Raw genomic sequence first — 17,058 nt, forward strand, 5'->3', positions numbered from 1 at the left:
CGCACCAAGCGGGGAATCAAATAGAGTGTTCTGCCGTTCCTTTCAGACGGCAGGAGGATTGTTGACCATTTTGGCGGACGATACGACGCGCCTTTGGGCGCTCGTCGCCAGAGAGTTTTGGCGCAAGACGCGACGACGCCTGCGGGCCGGACCGACCTATCGCTGGCGGTATTCCGGCCGCACGCCCGAGCGCGTGCTGATCGCGCCGCCCGATCTGCGCCTTGCCGATCCGCAGATCGCGCTTGAAATCTATTATGGCCGTTTTCCGCTGTCGGGTTATCTCGTCGAGACGAGCGGCAACTCACCCTTCCAGATGGAGGTCGCGCATCGCGGCTGGCAGCGCAGCCTGCATGGTTTCCGATGGCTGCGCCACATGCGCGCGGCCGGCACCGAGCTGTCTTCGGCCAATGCGCGTGCGCTGGTGTCCGACTGGATCGCGATGCATGGTGGCCGTATTTCCGGCGAGGCCTGGGATCCCGCCGTCACCGCCCGCCGCATCATTTCCTGGCTGCAGCATTCCTCCGTCGTGCTGCAAGGCGCGGAACTGCGGGTCTACCGCAGCTTCCTGCGCTCGCTCGCCCTGCAGATCCGCTATCTGCGCTCCACCGTGCGCGGCATGCCGCGCAGCGAAGACAGGCTGCGAGCGCGCATCGCGCTCGCCTTCTCTGCGCTGTCGCTGCCGACATCCGCATCGGCCCTGCGGTCGGCGACACGCAACCTCGCCGAAGAACTCGACCGACAAATCCTGCCCGATGGCGGCCATATCTCGCGCAACCCCATGGCGGTTCTGGAAATTCTCGCCGACCTTCTGCCGTTGCGCCAGACCTATGCCAACCAGGCCGAAACGCCACCTGAAGCGCTTGTGAACGCCATCGAGCGTATGCTTCCGGCGCTGCGCTTCTTCCGGCACCGCGACGGCAGTCTTGCCCGGTTCAACGGCATGGGCGTGACCATTGCGGACCGGCTGGCCGCCATACTGCGCCATGACGAGACCGGCGGAGCGCCGCTTCTGCATGCGCCGCATTCGGGCTATGAACGACTGTCGATGGGCGATGCGACCGTCATCGCCGATACGGGCGCGGCCCCTCCCGTCGAAGTCTCGGGTGCAGCCCATGCCGGCTGCCTCTCCTTCGAGCTTTCCCTGGGGCGGCATCATTATGTCGTCAATGCGGGCACCGACACCTTCGGCGCGCCTGAGTTCCGTCCCTTGGCAAGAGCGACGGCCGCGCATTCGACCGCGACCATCAACGACACATCATCGGCCCGCTTCGCCCATTCGCAGCGCATCAGCGACATGCTCGGCGAGCCATTGGTCGCGGGACCGCGCGTGGTGACATGCGAGCGCACCGACACGCAAAGCACCCAGGGCTTCTTTGCCCGTCACGATGGTTATGCTTCGCGCTTCGGACTGTACCACGAACGCGCGCTGGTGCTGTCCGACGGCGGCGCGGTGCTTTCGGGCGCCGACAGCTTCCTCACCAGCGGCCGGGTCGCTGCGCGCGCCGAGGGCGACCATGCCGCCATCCGCTTCCACATCCATCCCGATATCGACCTGTATCGGCAGCCGGGCGACCGCCTCATTCTGCGCGCGCCGGGCGGCGATGGCTGGGTGTTCACCGCCGACGAGGTCGAGCCCCAGATCGAGGAGTCGATCTATTTCGCCGGATTGAGCGGACCCCGCCGCTGCCGCCAGCTGGTATTGGCTCTGCCGCTGCAGGATGTCAGCACGGTCAACTGGCGTTTTGAGCGGATCGAAGGTCCCGGCAAGGCATAACAGGACATAAACTGTCGAAAGCCTAAGCCAGTGTGCGGCCAAAGCGGCTGCAAACCTTGATTTCCCGGCCCCATGTGGTACGGCCCCGCCATCCGTTTCCGGCGGGCGTGCCATGGTTTTGGAGCGCGCCCAGCAACTTCCGAAAGGCGTTTCCGGCATGGCCGTCGCTTCCAAAAAAATTCCTGCTCCCGATCTCGTCCCACTGCGGCGTGCGCTGCTGTCCGTGTCCGACAAGACCGGGCTCGTCGATTTCGCCCGGGCGCTGTGCAATATCGACGTCGAGCTTGTGTCGACCGGCGGTACGGCCAAAAGCATCGCGGAGGCCGGCCTTGCCGTCCGCGACGTCTCGGAGCTGACCGGGTTTCCGGAAATCATGGACGGGCGGGTCAAGACGCTGCATCCGTCGGTGCATGGCGGGCTGCTGGCCATCCGTGACGACGCCGAGCACGCGGCTGCCATGACTGAGCACAACATTCAGCCAATCGATCTGGTGGTGGTGAACCTCTATCCGTTCGAGGAGGTGATGCGTTCGGGCGGCGATTATGCCTCGGTGGTCGAGAACATCGACATAGGCGGCCCCGCAATGGTGCGGGCATCGGCCAAGAACCATGCCTATGTCGCTGTTGTCACCGATCCCGCCGACTATCCCCGCTTGATCGAGGCGATCAAAGCCAACAATGGCAGCCTGCCGCTGTCGCTGCGCAAGGAACTCGCCGCCAAGGCGTTCTCGCGCACCGCCGCCTATGATGCGGCAATCTCGAACTGGTTTGCCGAGGCGCTGGAGATCGATCAGCCGAAATGGCGCGCTTTCGGCGGCAGGCTGGAGAGCGTGATGCGCTACGGCGAAAACCCGCACCAGAATGCCGGCTTCTACCTGACCGGCGAACAGCGTCCGGGCGTCGCCACCGCGCGGCAGCTTCAGGGCAAGCAGCTGTCTTACAACAACATCAACGACACCGATGCCGCCTTCGAACTGGTCGGCGAGTTCGACCCTGTCCGCACGGCGGCCGTCGCCATCATCAAGCATGCCAACCCCTGCGGCGTGGCGGAAGGCGGCACGCTGAAGGCCGCCTATGAGAAGGCGCTGGCCTGCGACCCGGTCTCGGCTTTCGGCGGCATCGTGGCGCTCAACCGCATTCTCGACGCCTTGGCCGCCGAGGAGATCGTCAAGATTTTCACCGAAGTGATCATCGCCCCCGACGCCACAGAAGAGGCGCGCGCCATCGTGGCGTCCAAGAAGAACCTGCGCCTGCTGGTCACCGGCGGGTTGCCGGATGCGGACCGCGCCGGTCTCACGGTCAAGTCGGTGGCGGGCGGATTGCTGGTACAGTCGCGCGATAACGCCATCGTCGACAATCTGGAACTGAACGTGGTGACCAAGCGCCAGCCGACACAGCGCGAATGGGAAGACCTGAAATTCGCCTTCCGCATCGCCAAGCACGTCAAGTCCAACGCCATTGTCTACGCCAGGGACCTCGCCACGGTGGGCATTGGCGCCGGCCAGATGAGCCGTGTGGATTCCTCGCGCATCGCCGCCCGCAAGGCGCTCGATGCCGCCGAGGTAGCGGGCCTGAAGGAGCCACTAACTGTCGGCTCGGTGGTGGCATCGGATGCGTTCTTCCCCTTTGCCGATGGCCTGCTTTCGGCCATCGACGCGGGCGCGACCGCGGCGATCCAGCCCGGCGGCTCGATGCGCGACGACGAGGTCATCGCTGCTGCCGACGAACGCGGCATCGCCATGGTGTTCACCGGCGTGCGGCACTTCCGGCACTAGCGCCAGGCTTTCGTCAGCTAAGCCTTTCAGCGATACACGCTGCGCGGAGCGCCGTATTTGGCCACCGCTGCGAGAACGACGCCGAGCATCAGGGCGTTGAGTGTGTGCCAGAGGAAATGCGTTCCGATCGGCAGCGCCTCGCAGACGATCGGATCTATCATCCGAAAGCTAACCGAGCCGATGAAGATCATCGCGGCGATGATGTTGTACCATCCAGCCGGATTCCCGCTGCGGATGACGAGGATGCCGAAAAAGATCAGCGCCAGGAAGGGGGGCAGGTAGCCGGTGCTGCCGTTGGTGGCGAGCCGCAACCAATCCGGCACCATGTAGGTTGCGAAGCCGACGACGGCATAAAACGCAAGGAAGATCGCAATCGCCTTGCCCCAGCGCATGCCCATGAAGCGGCGCAGGCAGAACAGCGTGTATGCGAGGGTGAACGTCGCGATGGGGACGATGTCGGCCCAGATGGTGAGCCGGTTGGCGAAGCTGTGGAACAGGCCCGAGCCTATGCCGATGGCGACCACCCACCAGCCCATCAGCTCAGCGAAGCCGCCCGTTCGGCGCTGACGAACCTGATAAATGCCCCAGAGACCCGCGGCAACGAAGAACAGGTTGGACAGGAAATTGACCGGTTCCGACCAGAAGCCGGCATCGAGTCGCTCGCAATAGAGGTCGATCGAGGCGAAAAGGTCCATGTCGGTCTCCCATCCTGAACCTTGAGCTTTATGAAGGATTCACCAACTTTCCGTTAGTACGGGCCGGGCGCTTTGAACACCGGGTGCTAAATTTCACTGCAACGTGACTTCCTGTTGATGCTGTCTTCTGACAAACATCCTGCGACAAAAACAATATCAGCGAAAAGCTGCGGGATATCGGAACGACCATGAGGCGCATTTCCATCACGCTGGCAGCCCTGCTGGCAGCATCGGCTGTTGCGGGGTCGGCTTTTGCCGAAGACGGTAAGCCTGTGGGCGTGGTCGAGCTGTTTACCAGCCAGGGGTGCAATTCCTGCCCGCCCGCCGACGCGCTGTTTTCCGAATATGCCAAGCGCTCCGACATCGTCGCCCTCGCCTATCACGTGAATTATTGGGATTATCTTGGCTGGCGCGACACGCTTGCAACCGAAGAAAACACCGCGCGCCAGAACGACTATATGCGCTCCTTCAAGTCGCGGTCGGTGTATACGCCGCAGGCCGTGGTCAATGGCCGCGTTCATGTCAATGGAGCGAAGAGACAGGCGCTTGCCGATACGCTGGGCAAGATGCAGTCCGATGGCAATGGCTTGAGCGTGCCGATCAGCATCAGCAAGCAGGGGGACAGCATGCTGATCGAAACCGGATCATCGGCCGATGGCGAGTTTCCCAGTGACAAGGAAGCTCACCTTGTCCTGGTGCATTTCGATGCGCCGCGTCCGATCACCATCGATCGCGGCGAAAACCAGGGCCGCGAGGTCACCTACTGGAATTCCGTCACCGACATCCAGACGGTCGGCATGTGGCATGGCAAGGCCGCACGCTTCGAACTGCCGAAAAAGGTGATGGGCAAAAAGGGCGGATGCGCCGTCCTGCTGCAGGAAGTCGACACGGAAGGACTGCCCGGCGCCATACTCGGCGCGGTGGTTGTGCGTAACTTTGATTCGGCTGCCGCACCGCAATAGCGGCATCCCATTTCAGGTCACAATTTGTACCGTTTCAGAACGGATTTTTCATTTTTATCACAGCCCCAGGCTGTCCATTCACCCCCGTTAACCTTCTGTTAAACATAAGCTTGCCTTCAATGGGGGGTAAGCGCATTTTCCACCATCTTCTCGCAAGAGTTGGGGTCTACGCGGTCGAAACAGCCGGAACAGGCTGATATGCCGTTTAGCGGGGATGCAGGAATTTTTTGATGAACGAGCCTTTCGCCACGAGCCCGAACACGATCAAGCTGGCCGAGCACCGCGTGTTCTCGCAATCCTTCAAGCCGCTCTATGAAGAGGGCATGGGGCTGGTGGAGAATGCAGCCGAATATCTCGACGGCAAAGGTCGCGCCGAGGCCAAGCGGCTGTCGCGCAACGCGGCAACGCTGTATGCGGCGGAGTCGATGCGCCTGACGACGCGGCTCATGCAGGTCGCTTCGTGGCTGCTGCTCCAGCGTGCCGCCAATTCGGGTGAAATGACCCGCGACCAGGTTGCCTCCGAAAAGGCCAAGGTTCGGCTCGATACAGCGTCGGCGCATGAAGACGCGCTTGGCTGGGGCGAACTGCCCGAAGACTTCATAGGCCTCGTCCGCCGTTCGCTGCGTCTGCAATCGCTGGTGCGGCGTATGGACGACGAAATATACGGCAACGGGTTCATGCCGTTTCCGCATCGGTCGCAGAACCCGGTTTCCGACCAGATCACTCTGCTCAACACTGCCTTCGGTCGCGGCTGACGTTTTCGGTTTGTTCACATTTCTCTGGCTTCGTGGCGCCCGAAAGATAAGGTTCGGGTATGACGGAAGCGATTCGTATCATTGGCATTGATCCGGGCCTGCGCCGCACCGGTTGGGGCGTTGTGGAAAGCCTCGGCAATTCGTTGCGTTTCATCGCGGCCGGCACGGTTCGCTCCGACGAAAAGATGAGCCTGGCGACACGGCTCTGCCAGCTGCATGACGGGCTTTCCGACGTCATCCATTCGCTGATGCCGCATGAAGCGGCTGTGGAAGCCACCTTCGTCAACAGAGATGCCGCAGCGACCTTGAAGCTTGGGCAGGCGCGTGGGATTGCCATGCTGGTCCCGGCGCTGGCGGGCCTGGCGGTTGCCGAATATGCGCCCAATGCCGTGAAGAAAGCGGTGATCGGCGTCGGTCATGGCGACAAGAAGCAGATCGTCATGATGGTCAAGGTGCTGATGCCCAAGGCGAGCTTCGATACCGAGGATGCCGCTGACGCGCTTGCGATCGCCATCTGCCACACCCATCACCGGCAAAGCCCGGCCTATCGGCTCAGGGCCGAGCTGGCAGGATGAGGTTTGTCAGTATGTTCTTGACTTGTTCACGGTCGGTGGATAAGTAATACCACAGAGGTATTACCATGCGCGTGACGGAAAAAGGCCAGGTTACCATCCCCAAGAACATCCGAGACCGCCTCAACATCGAGCCGGGCATGGAGGTCGATTTCGTCCAGCGTTCGGATGGCGTCGTGGAACTTGTAAGGGTGCCGGGCGGGCGGGAAAGCGTTTTGCACCGAAGCCTTGAGGATTGGTTCGCCAAATTGGAAGGCACAAGTGACAGCGGTCTTAACTCGGACGAGATCATGACCCTGACGCGAGGCGGCGATGGCGACGCTGATTGACTCCAACATCATCATCGACCTTTTGGAGCGTGGATCGCCTTGGAAGGATTGGGCTAGAGGCGCAATCGGCAGTGCGTTGTCGCGTGGCGGATTGATCTACAACGTCGTCATTGCGGCCGAGGTCGCACACGCGTTCAAGACGTTGGAAAACTACAACGCTGTCTTCGTCTCCGCATTGTGGACGTTCGAGAATATACCAGCGGAAGCGGCGCCGATTGCGGGTTGGGCGCATCGCGACTACCGTGCCAGAGGTGGCGGGCGTGCGCAGACCTTGCCGGATTTTCTAATCGGCGCGCATGCCAGTGTGGCCGGGCATCGCCTCATGACGCGCGATACCCGCCGCTACCGCACCTATTTCCCGCAGGTGGAGCTTGTTACTCCCGAGAGTCACTCATGAGGCCCAGATGATCGGCAAGCTCAAAGGCACTGTCGACGAGATCGGCGAGGACTCATGCGTCGTCGACGTGCATGGCGTCGGTTATGTCGCGTTTTGCTCGACGCGCACGCTGGGAGCGATGCATCCCGGCGAGGCGGTGGTGTTGTTCATCGAAACCTATGTGCGCGAGGACATGATCCGGCTGTACGGCTTCCAGTCGCAGCTCGAACGCGAATGGTTTCGGCTGCTTTTGAACAACGTCCAGGGCGTCGGCGCCAAGGTGGCGCTGGCCGTGCTGTCGACGCTGACGCCGCCTGAACTCGCCAATGCGATTGCACTGCGCGACATCGCCATGGTCAGCCGCGCCCCGGGCGTCGGCAAGAAGGTGGCCGAGCGCATCGTCACCGAACTGAAGACCAAGGCGCCGGCCTTCGCGGGCGAGGCGACGGGCACCATCGGGCTCAAGCAGGAACTCGGTGAGGGCGTGGCGCCTGCGCCGATCGCGGATGCGGTTTCCGCGCTGGTCAATCTCGGCTACTCCCGCGACATCGCCGCGAACGCCATCGCATCGGCTCTGAAGACGGCGGGTGAGGACGCCGATTCCTCCAAACTCATCCGGCTCGGGCTGAAGGAGCTGGCCCGGTGACGTGTTGCGGAGCTGAAATTCCTTACTATTACTATTGGTAGGGAAAATCAGGTGTAAGAAATGAGCGTTTTAGCGACGATCACCTCAAAAGGTCAGATTACCATCCCTAAGGAAGTTCGCCTGAGACACGATCTCAAAGCTGGCGATACCGTCGAGTTTCTTGAGGAGGGAGGGCGAACCTATGTCCGTCCTCGAAAAATCAGGGCCATAGACCTTGCCGGTATTCTTGGAAGGCCGCCTTCGGGGAAGAGCTTGGCGATCGAGGAATTCGACGATGCAATCGCGGATGCGGTCGCTGAGGAATGGGCCGAGTTCGAAGCAAGGGAGCGCGAGACGTGATCGGGGTCGACACTAACATTCTCCTCCCGTTGCTGGTGCACGACGATCCTGAGCAGTGTGCGAAATCTCGCGCTTTCTTTGCGCGGCGAGCGGCTCGAAGCCCGGCTTTTGTCAGCGCCGTTTCGCTTGTGGAACTCCTGTGGTTGTTGAAAAGGCGGCTTCATTACGATGGTGACAGCATCCTCGCCACAATTCGCAAGATGACGCAAAGCGCAGAGTTCCGTTTCGAGCATGGCGAAAAGTTGCGCGGTTTGCTGGAAAGGGAAGATGTCACCGCATCCGACCTGCCTGACGCCCTTATGGCCTGGTCGTGTGAAGCGGCGAAATGCGATACGGTCATGACGTTCGACAAGCGCTCTGCGCGATCGCCTTCTTCCATGGAACTTCTTTAGTGAGCCTTTCTCCCCGCCTCATCACCCCGGAAAAGCGCGGCGAGGACATCGATTCGTCGCTGCGGCCGCAGATGCTGGACGATTTCGTCGGCCAGGCTGCGGCGCGGGCCAATCTGCGGATCTTCATCGAGGCGGCGAAGGGGCGGGGCGAAGCGCTCGACCATGTGCTGTTCGTTGGCCCGCCCGGTCTCGGCAAGACGACGCTCGCGCAGATCATGGCGCGCGAACTCGGCGTCAATTTCCGCTCCACTTCCGGCCCGGTGATCGCGAAGGCAGGAGACCTCGCAGCACTCCTGACCAATCTCGAAGAGCGCGACGTCCTGTTCATCGACGAAATCCACAGGCTCAGCCCGGCGGTGGAGGAGATCCTGTATCCTGCGATGGAGGATTACCAGCTCGATTTGATCATCGGCGAGGGGCCGGCGGCACGCTCCGTCAAGATCGACCTGGCGAAATTCACGTTGGTCGCCGCGACCACGCGGCTCGGCCTTCTGACCAACCCGTTGCGCGATCGGTTCGGCATCCCGGTCCGGCTCAATTTCTACACCGTGGAAGAGCTCGAACTGATCGTGCGCCGCGGCGCACGCATCATGAGCCTGCCTATGTCGGACGACGGTGCGCTGGAAATCGCCCGCCGCTCGCGCGGCACGCCGCGAATCGCCGGGCGACTGTTGCGCCGGGTGCGCGATTTCGCGTCGGTTGCCAATGCGCCGATCGTCGACCGCAAGGCGGCCGACGAGGCACTACAGCGGCTCGAGGTCGATGCGCTCGGCCTCGACCAGCTCGACCGGCGCTATCTGTCGATGATCGCGATGAATTTCGGCGGCGGCCCCGTCGGCATCGAGACGATCGCCGCAGGTCTTTCCGAGCCGCGCGACGCCATCGAGGACATCATCGAGCCCTATCTGATCCAGCAGGGCTTCATCCAGCGCACGCCGCGCGGCAGAGTGCTGACGGCCAACGCCTGGCGGCATCTCGGGCTCGATGCACCGAACGAGATCGCCCAGCAGCAGATCAACCTGTTCCAGGAAGAGGAGTGATAATGGACGCTTCCTTGGAAGCCGGCCTGTCCGGCGCGCTGACGCCGTTCGGACATCGCCTGATGGCGCGGGTGTATTACGCCGACACCGATTTTTCCGGTGTCGTCTATCATGCGCGCTATCTCGAATTCCTGGAGCGTGGCCGGTCGGATTTCCTGCGGCTGGCGGGCGTGCATCACACCGAACTGGCCGATGGCAAGCATGGCGAAAAGATCGTCTGGATCGTCAGGCGGATGGAAATCGACTTTCGCAGTCCGGCCCGCATCGACGATATCCTGACCGTGGACACGCGCACCATCGATATTTCCGGCGCCCGCATCGTCATGGGCCAGCAGATCCGGCGTGGCGACGATCTTTTGATCGAGGCGCGGGTCGAGGCCGCCATCATCGGTGAAAGCGGCCGGCCACGGCGGTTCCCCAAGGAGTGGATTGCCGCTTTCATGCCTTCTGCCAGCTGATCGGCACACCGACGCGCACCTATCCCTGCGACAAAGCGCCATTCCCTGAAGCGTCGATCCTAACCGATCCTTAACCATAACGGATCATGAAGGAATCGATGAAAATGGTAAGGAATGGCTGCGGCCTTCCTTTCACCAAATTTGGCTTGGACAAGGCGGCAAACGCGTATTTTCGGGACTTTTCCGAAGGTCTGCGCGAAATGGCCTCCTTGAATTGACGGTATGCATGGACGGGACGGTGAGCCGGGTCCGAAGATGTTAGGGACAGTTTGGATATGGAAAACCTTACACTTGTCGAGCCGGCCGCCCAGTTGTCGATCTGGGCGCTCTTCTGGCAGGCCGGCTGGGTCGTCAAGCTGGTCATGATCGGCCTGCTCGTGGCGTCGATCTGGACCTGGGCGATTATCGTCGACAAGCTCATTTCCTATGGCCGGATGCGCTCGGCGCTCAACCGTTTCGAGCAGGTATTCTGGTCGGGACAGTCGCTCGAGGAACTCTACCGCACCCTGTCCGACCGCAAGACCACCGGCATGGCCTCGATCTTCATCGCCGCCATGCGCGAATGGAAGAAATCGTTCGAAAAGGGCGCGAAGTCGGCGCTGGCCCTGCAAACCCGCATCGACAAGGCGATGGATCTGGCGTTGAGCCGCGAGATGGAGCGCATGGAAAGCCGTCTTGGCTTTCTCGCCACCATCGGCTCGGCCGCACCCTTCATCGGTCTGTTCGGCACGGTCGTCGGCATCATGACCTCGTTCCAGGCCATTGCCGGATCGAAGTCGACCAATCTCGCGGTGGTGGCGCCTGGTATCGCAGAGGCGCTGCTGGCCACCGCCATCGGCCTGCTGGCGGCCATTCCCGCCGTCATCGCCTATAACAAGCTGTCGACCGACGCATCCAAGCTGGCATCGCGGATGGAAGGCTTCGCCGACGAGTTCTCCGCCATACTCTCGCGGCAAATCGATGAAAAGGTCCCGCAACGGGCCTGAAACTTCAGGGGTTGGATTGAACCATGGGCATGTCGGTAAGCACGGGCGGAGGCGGGCGACGCCGCGGCGGACGCCGCGGGCGCAAGCTCGGCCTGATGTCGGAAATCAACGTCACGCCCTTCGTGGACGTGATGTTGGTGCTGCTCATCATCTTCATGGTGGCGGCACCTTTGTTGACGGTGGGCGTGCCCATTGACCTGCCTGAAACCCAGGCCAATGCGATGAATTCGGAGACCCAGCCGATCACCGTCTCGGTGAACCAGGCCGGCCAGATTCATTTGCAGGAGACCGAAATTCCGATCGAGGAAGTAGTGCCCAGGCTGCAGGCCATCGCCAAGACCGGCTATGATGAACGCATCTATGTGCGCGGCGACAAGGCTGCCGACTATGGCACCGTGATGCGTGTCATGGCGCGGATTTCCGCGGCGGGCTATCGCAATATCGGTCTCGTCACGCTTCAGGAACAGGGTAGCTGATACCGCGATGAAGGCCGGGCTCACCACATCTGTCGTCTTGCACGCCTCGCTGCTGGCCGTCGGGCTGGTAACGATGTCCGCGCCAAGCGCGATGCAGGTGGAGAATATCGAGTCGTTCCCGGTCGAGTTGGTGCCGTTGTCGGAGGTGCCGCAATCCGTTCTGGGCGAACGCAAGGCGGAGAAGGCTGAGAAGCCGGCTCCTGTGCCGACCCAGCGCCCCGACGTCGTCGCCGATGCCCAGAAGGTCGGCAACAACAGCGCCGATACCGACGCCCCGATCACGCCGGAAGCCAGTCCGCGCCCGGTCGAGCCTTCCGCCGCACCGCCTCCGGCACCCGAGCCCAAGCCGCAGGACAGAGTGGCCGACGAGGCCAAGCCCGAGCCGGCAAAGCAACCCGAACCAAAGCCTGAGCCCAAACCGGAGCCGGTGGAACAGCCCGCGCCGAAGCCGGAACCCGTGCCTGAACCGGCCCCAAGGCCTGAGCCCGTCAAACAGCCGGAGCCCAAGCCTGAGCCGACGCCCGCTCCCGCTCAGGAAGCCAAGCCGGAGCCAAAACAGGAAACCACGCCCGATCCTGTGGCCGAGACCATTGCCCAGGAGCCTGCGCCGACCGAGGCCGTGCAACTGCCGAACTCCGCGCCGGCCCCCGCGGCGCGGCCGGATCCGGCGCCTGCGCAGCAGACTGCCGCCAAGGCCAGCGAGACGAAGCCGTCGACGTCGCAGTCGAGCGAGCAGACGGCGGTGCGTCCTAAGTCGGACGAAAAGCAATTCAGCACCGATGAGATCACCGCCCTGCTCAACAAGGCCAAGCCGTCCGGCGGCGGGGCCAAGCGCTCGACCGAGCAGGCCGCGCTGGGCGCGAAGAAGACCACCGGCCAGACCCTGTCGCAGAGCGACAAGGCAGCCCTTTCCTCGCAATTGAGCGACTGCTGGACCATCCCGGTGGGCGGTGCCGAAACCGACAATCTCAAAGTGTCGATCCGTTTCAAGGTAACGCAAGCAGGCAAGATCGACGGCAGGCCGACGGTCGAGACGTCCAGCGGCAATAGGCCGTTCGACGAAAGCGCTATCCGCGCCGTTCAGAAATGCGACAATCAGGGGCTGAAGCTGCCCCCGGCAAATGGCGAATGGGATCAGTTCGTCATCAATTTCGATCCAGCCGAAATGTTCTGAGCCATGACGATTCACAGAGGCAAGGTTCCACCTATGAAAGCAGTTTTGAAAGCCCTGATGCTCGGGCTGGTGCTGGCCGGCGGCTTCGCCGCGGGCGCGGCACGGGCCGACATCGTCATCGACGTCAACAGGGGTAATGTTGAGCCGCTGCCGATTGCGATCACCGACTTCCTCTCGGGCGATAAGATGGGTGCCGAGATATCGCAGATCGTATCCGCCGACCTCAAGCGTTCCGGCCTGTTCACGCCGATTGACAAGGGCGCCTTCATCGAAAAGATTTCCAACCCCGATGCTGCCCCGCGTTTCGAAGACTGGAAGGTCATCAATGCGCAGGCGCTGGTGACGGGGCGGGTCAGCCAGGAAGCGGACGGGCGCGTGCGCGCCGAGTTCCGCTTGTGGGACACGTTCGCCGGCCAGCAGTTGATCGGCGAGCAGTTCTTCGCCACCAAGGCCAATTACCGCCGCGTGGCGCATATCATCGCCGACGCGATCTATGAGCGGCTGACCGGCGAAAAGGGCTATTTCGACACCCGCGTCGTCTATGTCGACGAGAGCGGACCGAAGAACCAGCGCAAGAAGCGCCTCGCCATCATGGACCAGGACGGCGCCAATGTGCGCTATCTGTCGGATGGCCGCTCCATCGTGATGACGCCGCGCTTTTCGCCGAGCCGGCAGGAAATCACCTACATGTCCTATGAGAGCGGCGAGCCCAGGGTCTACCTGCTGCAGCTTGAGACCGGCCAGCGCGAACTCGTCGGCAATTTCCCCGGCATGACCTTCGCACCGCGCTTCTCGCCCGATGGACAGCGGGTGATCATGAGCCTGCTGCGCGACGACGGCAATTCCAACATCTATGCGATGGACCTGCGCAGCCGCAACACCACGCGCCTGACCAATTCCAGCGCCATCGACACCTCGCCGTCCTATTCGCCCGACGGTTCCAAGGTGGTGTTCACCTCCGACCGTGGCGGCCAGCCGCAGATCTATGTGATGGGCGCGGACGGTTCCGGCCAGAACCGCATCTCCTTCGGGGGCGGCTCCTACTCGACGCCGGTTTGGTCGCCGCGCGGCGATCTCATCGCCTTCACCAAGCAGAGCGGCGGCGAGTTCCAGATCGGCGTGATGCGCACGGACGGTTCGGGGGAGCGTATCCTGTCGTCTGGTTTCCAGCAGGAAGGCCCAACCTGGGCGCCCAATGGCCGCGTGCTGATGTTCTTCCGCGAGGCCGCCGGCGGTGGCGGACCCAAGCTGTATTCGATCGACCTGACGGGCCGCAACGAGCAGGCCATTCCGGCTCAGGGCTATGCATCCGATCCGGCATGGTCGCCCTTGCTGGAATAGCTGCGGGCGGGAATTCGAACTCTTCAAAGGGCGCCGCATCGGCGCCCTTTTCTTTGGAACTGGTGTTGCTTGCCGCTGTCGGCCCGACGGACTGGTGTGGCAACGCTTTTCGGTGCGTTGCCGTTTCGGCAATTCAATTTCCGAAAAATTGTTCTTTTATCGAACGCGAAAGCGGATCATCATCTTACTCAGTCCGATGAACGGCTCCCCCAGGCAGATAAGAAGCCGCATCGATTCAGCCACCGACAAAGGGGAATACAATGTCGAACTTTACCATGAACCGCCGTGGCTTCCTGACCAATGCCGCCCTGTTGGGCGGGCTGGCAGCAGCAAGCCAGACCATGCTCACCGTGTCCGGCGCGAATGCGCAAGGTCTGGCCAAAATCCGTATGCAGCTCGGCTGGCTGGCCTCCAACGGCCTGCTGGGCGAAGTGGTCGCCATCGAAAAGGGCTTCTATGCCGAACAGGGCATCGAGCTTGAAATCGTGCCCGGCGGACCGAATGTCGACGGCGTTGCAGGCGTCGCCTCCGGCCAGTCCAATGTCGGCCAGATTTCGTCAAGCCCCTCGGTGATGCTGGCGCGTTCGGCCGGCGTTCCAATCAAGGCGATTGCCGCCGGTTACCAGAAGCATCCCTACGCTTACTTCTCCAAGAAATCCAAGCCGATCGAAAAGCCTGCCGACATGGTCGGCAAGACGGTCGCGATTCAGCCCACAGGCGCCATCCTGCTGCGCGCGCTCCTGGCCAAGAACGGCATCGCGGAAGATCAGGTCACGGTGGTCAATATGGGCGCCGACATGAACCAGCTGGTGACCGGCCAGGCCGATGCCGTGGTGGGCTGGCTGACCAATGTCAACGCGCTCAAGGTTCTGGGCGACGACCGCATCGACATGCTGCTCTGGGACACCGGCATTCAGCTTTATGCCAATGTCTATTACACCACGGACGACCAGCTTGCGAACAACACCAAGGACCTGACCGGCTTCATCGCCGCCACCGCCAAGGGCTGGGGTTATGCGCGCGACAATCCGGCCGAGGCTGTCGACATCCTGGTCAAGGCCTATCCGAACCTCGACAAGGCAAGCGAGCTGGAAGCCATCGGTCCTCTGATGACCTTCGCCTTCAACGAGACGACCGTCGCCAATGGTTGGGGTGCGATGAGCAAGGAAAACTGGGAAGCCCAGATCAAGACCTATGCCGATCTCGGCCAGTTCAAGGGCACGGTGCCGACGGTGGACGATGTGATGAGCCTGGCTCTTCTCGATGCCACCACCGACATCCGCAAGCAGGTCGGGTGAGCGAGATGCTTGGGGCCGCCCAGATGATGCAACCCGTGCGGCACACTGAGGCAGCGGGTTCGGCAGTGTCGGTCAAGAACCTGCACATCCGCTTCGGCAGCAAGGGTTCGGAATTCACCGCCCTTTCCGATGTCTCGGTCGAGGTTCCGGAAGGTGCGCTGGTCACCATGCTGGGGCCGTCGGGTTGCGGCAAGTCCACACTGCTGCGCGCGGTGGCCGATCTCGTCCATGTCTCGGACGGCTCCATTTCGGTGCTGGGACAGCCGCCCAAAAAAGCGCGCGAGGGCCGCGACTTCGCCTTCGTGTTCCAGGAAGCAACGCTGCTGCCCTGGCGCAGCGCCATCGACAATGTCAGCCTGCCGCTGGAAGTCGGCAAGCACAGTTCTTCCCAGCCAACGGCCGATCCGGAGGAAATGCTGGCGCTGGTGGGGCTGAAAGGCCGCGAAAAAGCCCTGCCGCACGAGCTTTCGGGCGGCATGCGCCAGCGTGTGGCGATTGCTCGCGCGCTTATCACCCGGCCGCGCATCCTGTTGATGGATGAGCCTTTCGGGGCGCTGGACGAGATCACCCGCGACAAGCTCAACGAGGAACTGCTGCGGCTGTGGCAGGAAACCGGCACGACCATCCTGTTCGTCACCCACTCCATTCCGGAGGCGGTGTTCCTGGGCCAGTACGTGCTGATGCTGGAATCGCATCCCGGCCGGGTGAAGGAATTCATGAAGGTCGAGCTGCCCTATCCCCGCAAGCTTGCGATGCGCGATACGGTCGAGTTCATCCGCATCACCGCCAAGCTGCGCGCTTTGCTGGAGGAATGCTGATGTCCGATGTCGTGCAAGGCTCCAAGCAGGGCGTTTCGGTTTCCGACGCCAAACGCAGCGGCGTGACGGACGCCGTCCTAGGCTTCTTCGCCAACCATTATCCGGCAATCTTCGCCGTCGCCGGCTGCGTCGCGCTGTGGCAGTTCGTGGTCTGGTTCTTCGCGGTGCCGACCTTCATGGCGCCGAGCCCCGTGGAGGTGTTCTATGCCTTTGGCGAGAATGGCGCGATCCTCTGGGCCAATCTGCTGCCGACGCTTCTGGAAGCCTTCCTGGGGTTCATCTTCGGCAACCTCATCGCCATTCTCCTGGCTGTCTGGTTCGTCTACAGCTCGACCGCCGAGAAGGCGTTCTATCCCATCGCCGTGATTATCAAATCGATCCCGATCATAGCACTTGCGCCGATCCTGGTGCTGATCTTCGGCAACGGCATCGCGCCCAAGATCATTATCGCCGGCCTGATCTGCTTCTTCCCGACGCTGGTCAACATGGTTCAGGGGCTGAAGGCGGCGAGCCCGGCAATGCTCGACCTGATGCGGGTGCTTTCAGCGAGCAATTCCGAAGTGTTCTGGAAAGTGCGCTTGCCGGCATCGCTCCCCTTCCTGTTCGCAGCCTTGAAGATCGCGGCGACGAGCAGCGTGATGGGGGCGATCGTGGCCGAGTGGATCGGTTCGAGCTACGGGCTCGGCGCATTGATCATCGAGGCGACCTACAATTTCCGCTCGCCGCTGCTCTATGCCACCGTGGTCATTGCCGCCGGACTGGCCGTGGCGCTGTTCTTCGTCGTCTCCTTCATCGAATCCAAGGTGGTCCGCTGGAAGCCTGACGCTCAACACTAAACCGAAGTTTTCGCGAG

The 17,058-nt window shown here is 62.2% G+C and carries 20 protein-coding genes; 19 read left to right on the plus strand and 1 reads right to left on the minus strand.

The genetic code is table 11. The features are described 5' to 3' along the window. Positions 1 to 61: 61 nt before the first annotated feature. Positions 62 to 1,774: a heparinase II/III family protein gene (locus ICI42_RS03995; RefSeq protein ID WP_188163213.1), complete on the plus strand. Its 1,713-nt coding sequence runs from the start codon at positions 62 to 64 to the stop codon at positions 1,772 to 1,774. 157 nt (positions 1,775 to 1,931) lie between these two features. After that, complete coding sequence (gene purH, locus ICI42_RS04000) at positions 1,932 to 3,548, plus strand: bifunctional phosphoribosylaminoimidazolecarboxamide formyltransferase/IMP cyclohydrolase (RefSeq protein WP_188163711.1); 1,617 nt, start codon at positions 1,932 to 1,934, stop codon at positions 3,546 to 3,548. Positions 3,549 to 3,574: 26 nt separating this feature from the next. Here the strand turns inward: purH and ICI42_RS04005 are convergent, their stop codons facing one another. Further along, positions 3,575 to 4,243 (minus strand): ceramidase domain-containing protein, encoded by a 669-nt coding sequence (locus tag ICI42_RS04005; protein WP_188163214.1) that lies wholly within the window; start codon positions 4,241 to 4,243, stop codon positions 3,575 to 3,577. Positions 4,244 to 4,431: 188 nt separating this feature from the next. Here ICI42_RS04005 and ICI42_RS04010 point away from each other — a divergent pair, with 188 nt between their 5' ends. The 17 genes from ICI42_RS04010 to ICI42_RS04090 all read left to right on the plus strand — a co-directional run bounded on the left by ICI42_RS04010 (position 4,432) and on the right by ICI42_RS04090 (position 17,041). Next, on the plus strand, positions 4,432 to 5,205 hold the full coding sequence (locus ICI42_RS04010; RefSeq protein WP_188163215.1) for a DUF1223 domain-containing protein: 774 nt from the start codon (positions 4,432 to 4,434) through the stop codon (positions 5,203 to 5,205). 230 nt (positions 5,206 to 5,435) lie between these two features. Then, a complete protein-coding gene (rcdA, locus tag ICI42_RS04015) occupies positions 5,436 to 5,960 on the plus strand; it encodes a protease adaptor protein RcdA (RefSeq protein WP_188163216.1) in 525 nt (174 codons plus the stop codon). A 59-nt stretch (positions 5,961 to 6,019) separates the two neighbouring features. Further along, positions 6,020 to 6,535, plus strand: coding sequence for a crossover junction endodeoxyribonuclease RuvC (gene ruvC / locus ICI42_RS04020; protein ID WP_188163217.1), 516 nt, complete (start codon positions 6,020 to 6,022; stop codon positions 6,533 to 6,535). Between the two features lie 65 nt (positions 6,536 to 6,600). Next, positions 6,601 to 6,861 carry an AbrB/MazE/SpoVT family DNA-binding domain-containing protein gene (locus tag ICI42_RS04025; RefSeq protein ID WP_188163218.1) on the plus strand — a complete coding sequence of 87 codons (261 nt, stop codon included), beginning with the start codon at positions 6,601 to 6,603 and terminating at the stop codon, positions 6,859 to 6,861. After that, a complete protein-coding gene (locus tag ICI42_RS04030) occupies positions 6,845 to 7,258 on the plus strand; it encodes a type II toxin-antitoxin system VapC family toxin (protein ID WP_188163219.1) in 414 nt (137 codons plus the stop codon). The genes ICI42_RS04025 and ICI42_RS04030 overlap by 17 nt, the downstream gene beginning before the upstream one ends. Positions 7,259 to 7,265: 7 nt before the next feature. After that, on the plus strand, positions 7,266 to 7,883 hold the full coding sequence (ruvA, locus tag ICI42_RS04035) for a Holliday junction branch migration protein RuvA (protein WP_188163220.1): 618 nt from the start codon (positions 7,266 to 7,268) through the stop codon (positions 7,881 to 7,883). Between the two features lie 60 nt (positions 7,884 to 7,943). Next, entirely contained in the window at positions 7,944 to 8,222 is a 279-nt protein-coding gene (locus tag ICI42_RS04040; protein WP_188163221.1) for an AbrB/MazE/SpoVT family DNA-binding domain-containing protein, read from the plus strand. Next, positions 8,219 to 8,614, plus strand: coding sequence for a PIN domain-containing protein (locus ICI42_RS04045; protein ID WP_188163222.1), 396 nt, complete (start codon positions 8,219 to 8,221; stop codon positions 8,612 to 8,614). Before ICI42_RS04040 ends, ICI42_RS04045 begins: the two co-directional genes overlap by 4 nt. Next, positions 8,614 to 9,654, plus strand: coding sequence for a Holliday junction branch migration DNA helicase RuvB (gene ruvB, locus ICI42_RS04050; RefSeq protein WP_188163223.1), 1,041 nt, complete (start codon positions 8,614 to 8,616; stop codon positions 9,652 to 9,654). Before ICI42_RS04045 ends, ruvB begins: the two co-directional genes overlap by 1 nt. A gap of 2 nt (positions 9,655 to 9,656) precedes the next feature. Next, complete coding sequence (gene ybgC, locus ICI42_RS04055) at positions 9,657 to 10,112, plus strand: tol-pal system-associated acyl-CoA thioesterase (protein WP_188163224.1); 456 nt, start codon at positions 9,657 to 9,659, stop codon at positions 10,110 to 10,112. Between the two features lie 275 nt (positions 10,113 to 10,387). Then, positions 10,388 to 11,098: a protein TolQ gene (tolQ, locus tag ICI42_RS04060; RefSeq protein WP_188163225.1), complete on the plus strand. Its 711-nt coding sequence runs from the start codon at positions 10,388 to 10,390 to the stop codon at positions 11,096 to 11,098. Between the two features lie 23 nt (positions 11,099 to 11,121). Beyond that, positions 11,122 to 11,574, plus strand: coding sequence for a protein TolR (gene tolR, locus ICI42_RS04065; protein WP_188163226.1), 453 nt, complete (start codon positions 11,122 to 11,124; stop codon positions 11,572 to 11,574). A 7-nt stretch (positions 11,575 to 11,581) separates the two neighbouring features. Beyond that, a complete protein-coding gene (locus ICI42_RS04070) occupies positions 11,582 to 12,748 on the plus strand; it encodes a TonB family protein (protein ID WP_188163227.1) in 1,167 nt (388 codons plus the stop codon). Between the two features lie 33 nt (positions 12,749 to 12,781). After that, a complete protein-coding gene (gene tolB, locus ICI42_RS04075) occupies positions 12,782 to 14,089 on the plus strand; it encodes a Tol-Pal system beta propeller repeat protein TolB (protein WP_188163228.1) in 1,308 nt (435 codons plus the stop codon). A 260-nt stretch (positions 14,090 to 14,349) separates the two neighbouring features. Next, the gene (locus ICI42_RS04080) at positions 14,350 to 15,387 is read left to right on the plus strand and encodes an ABC transporter substrate-binding protein (RefSeq protein ID WP_188163229.1); all 1,038 of its coding nucleotides are present in this window, start codon (positions 14,350 to 14,352) and stop codon (positions 15,385 to 15,387) included. A gap of 5 nt (positions 15,388 to 15,392) precedes the next feature. Further along, positions 15,393 to 16,205, plus strand: coding sequence for an ABC transporter ATP-binding protein (locus ICI42_RS04085; protein ID WP_188163712.1), 813 nt, complete (start codon positions 15,393 to 15,395; stop codon positions 16,203 to 16,205). After that, positions 16,205 to 17,041 (plus strand): ABC transporter permease, encoded by an 837-nt coding sequence (locus ICI42_RS04090; RefSeq protein WP_188163230.1) that lies wholly within the window; start codon positions 16,205 to 16,207, stop codon positions 17,039 to 17,041. The genes ICI42_RS04085 and ICI42_RS04090 overlap by 1 nt, the downstream gene beginning before the upstream one ends. Positions 17,042 to 17,058 lie beyond the last annotated feature (17 nt).

It is taken from the genome of Oryzicola mucosus, assembly GCF_014534685.1.
Lineage (GTDB): Bacteria > Pseudomonadota > Alphaproteobacteria > Rhizobiales > Rhizobiaceae > Oryzicola > Oryzicola mucosus.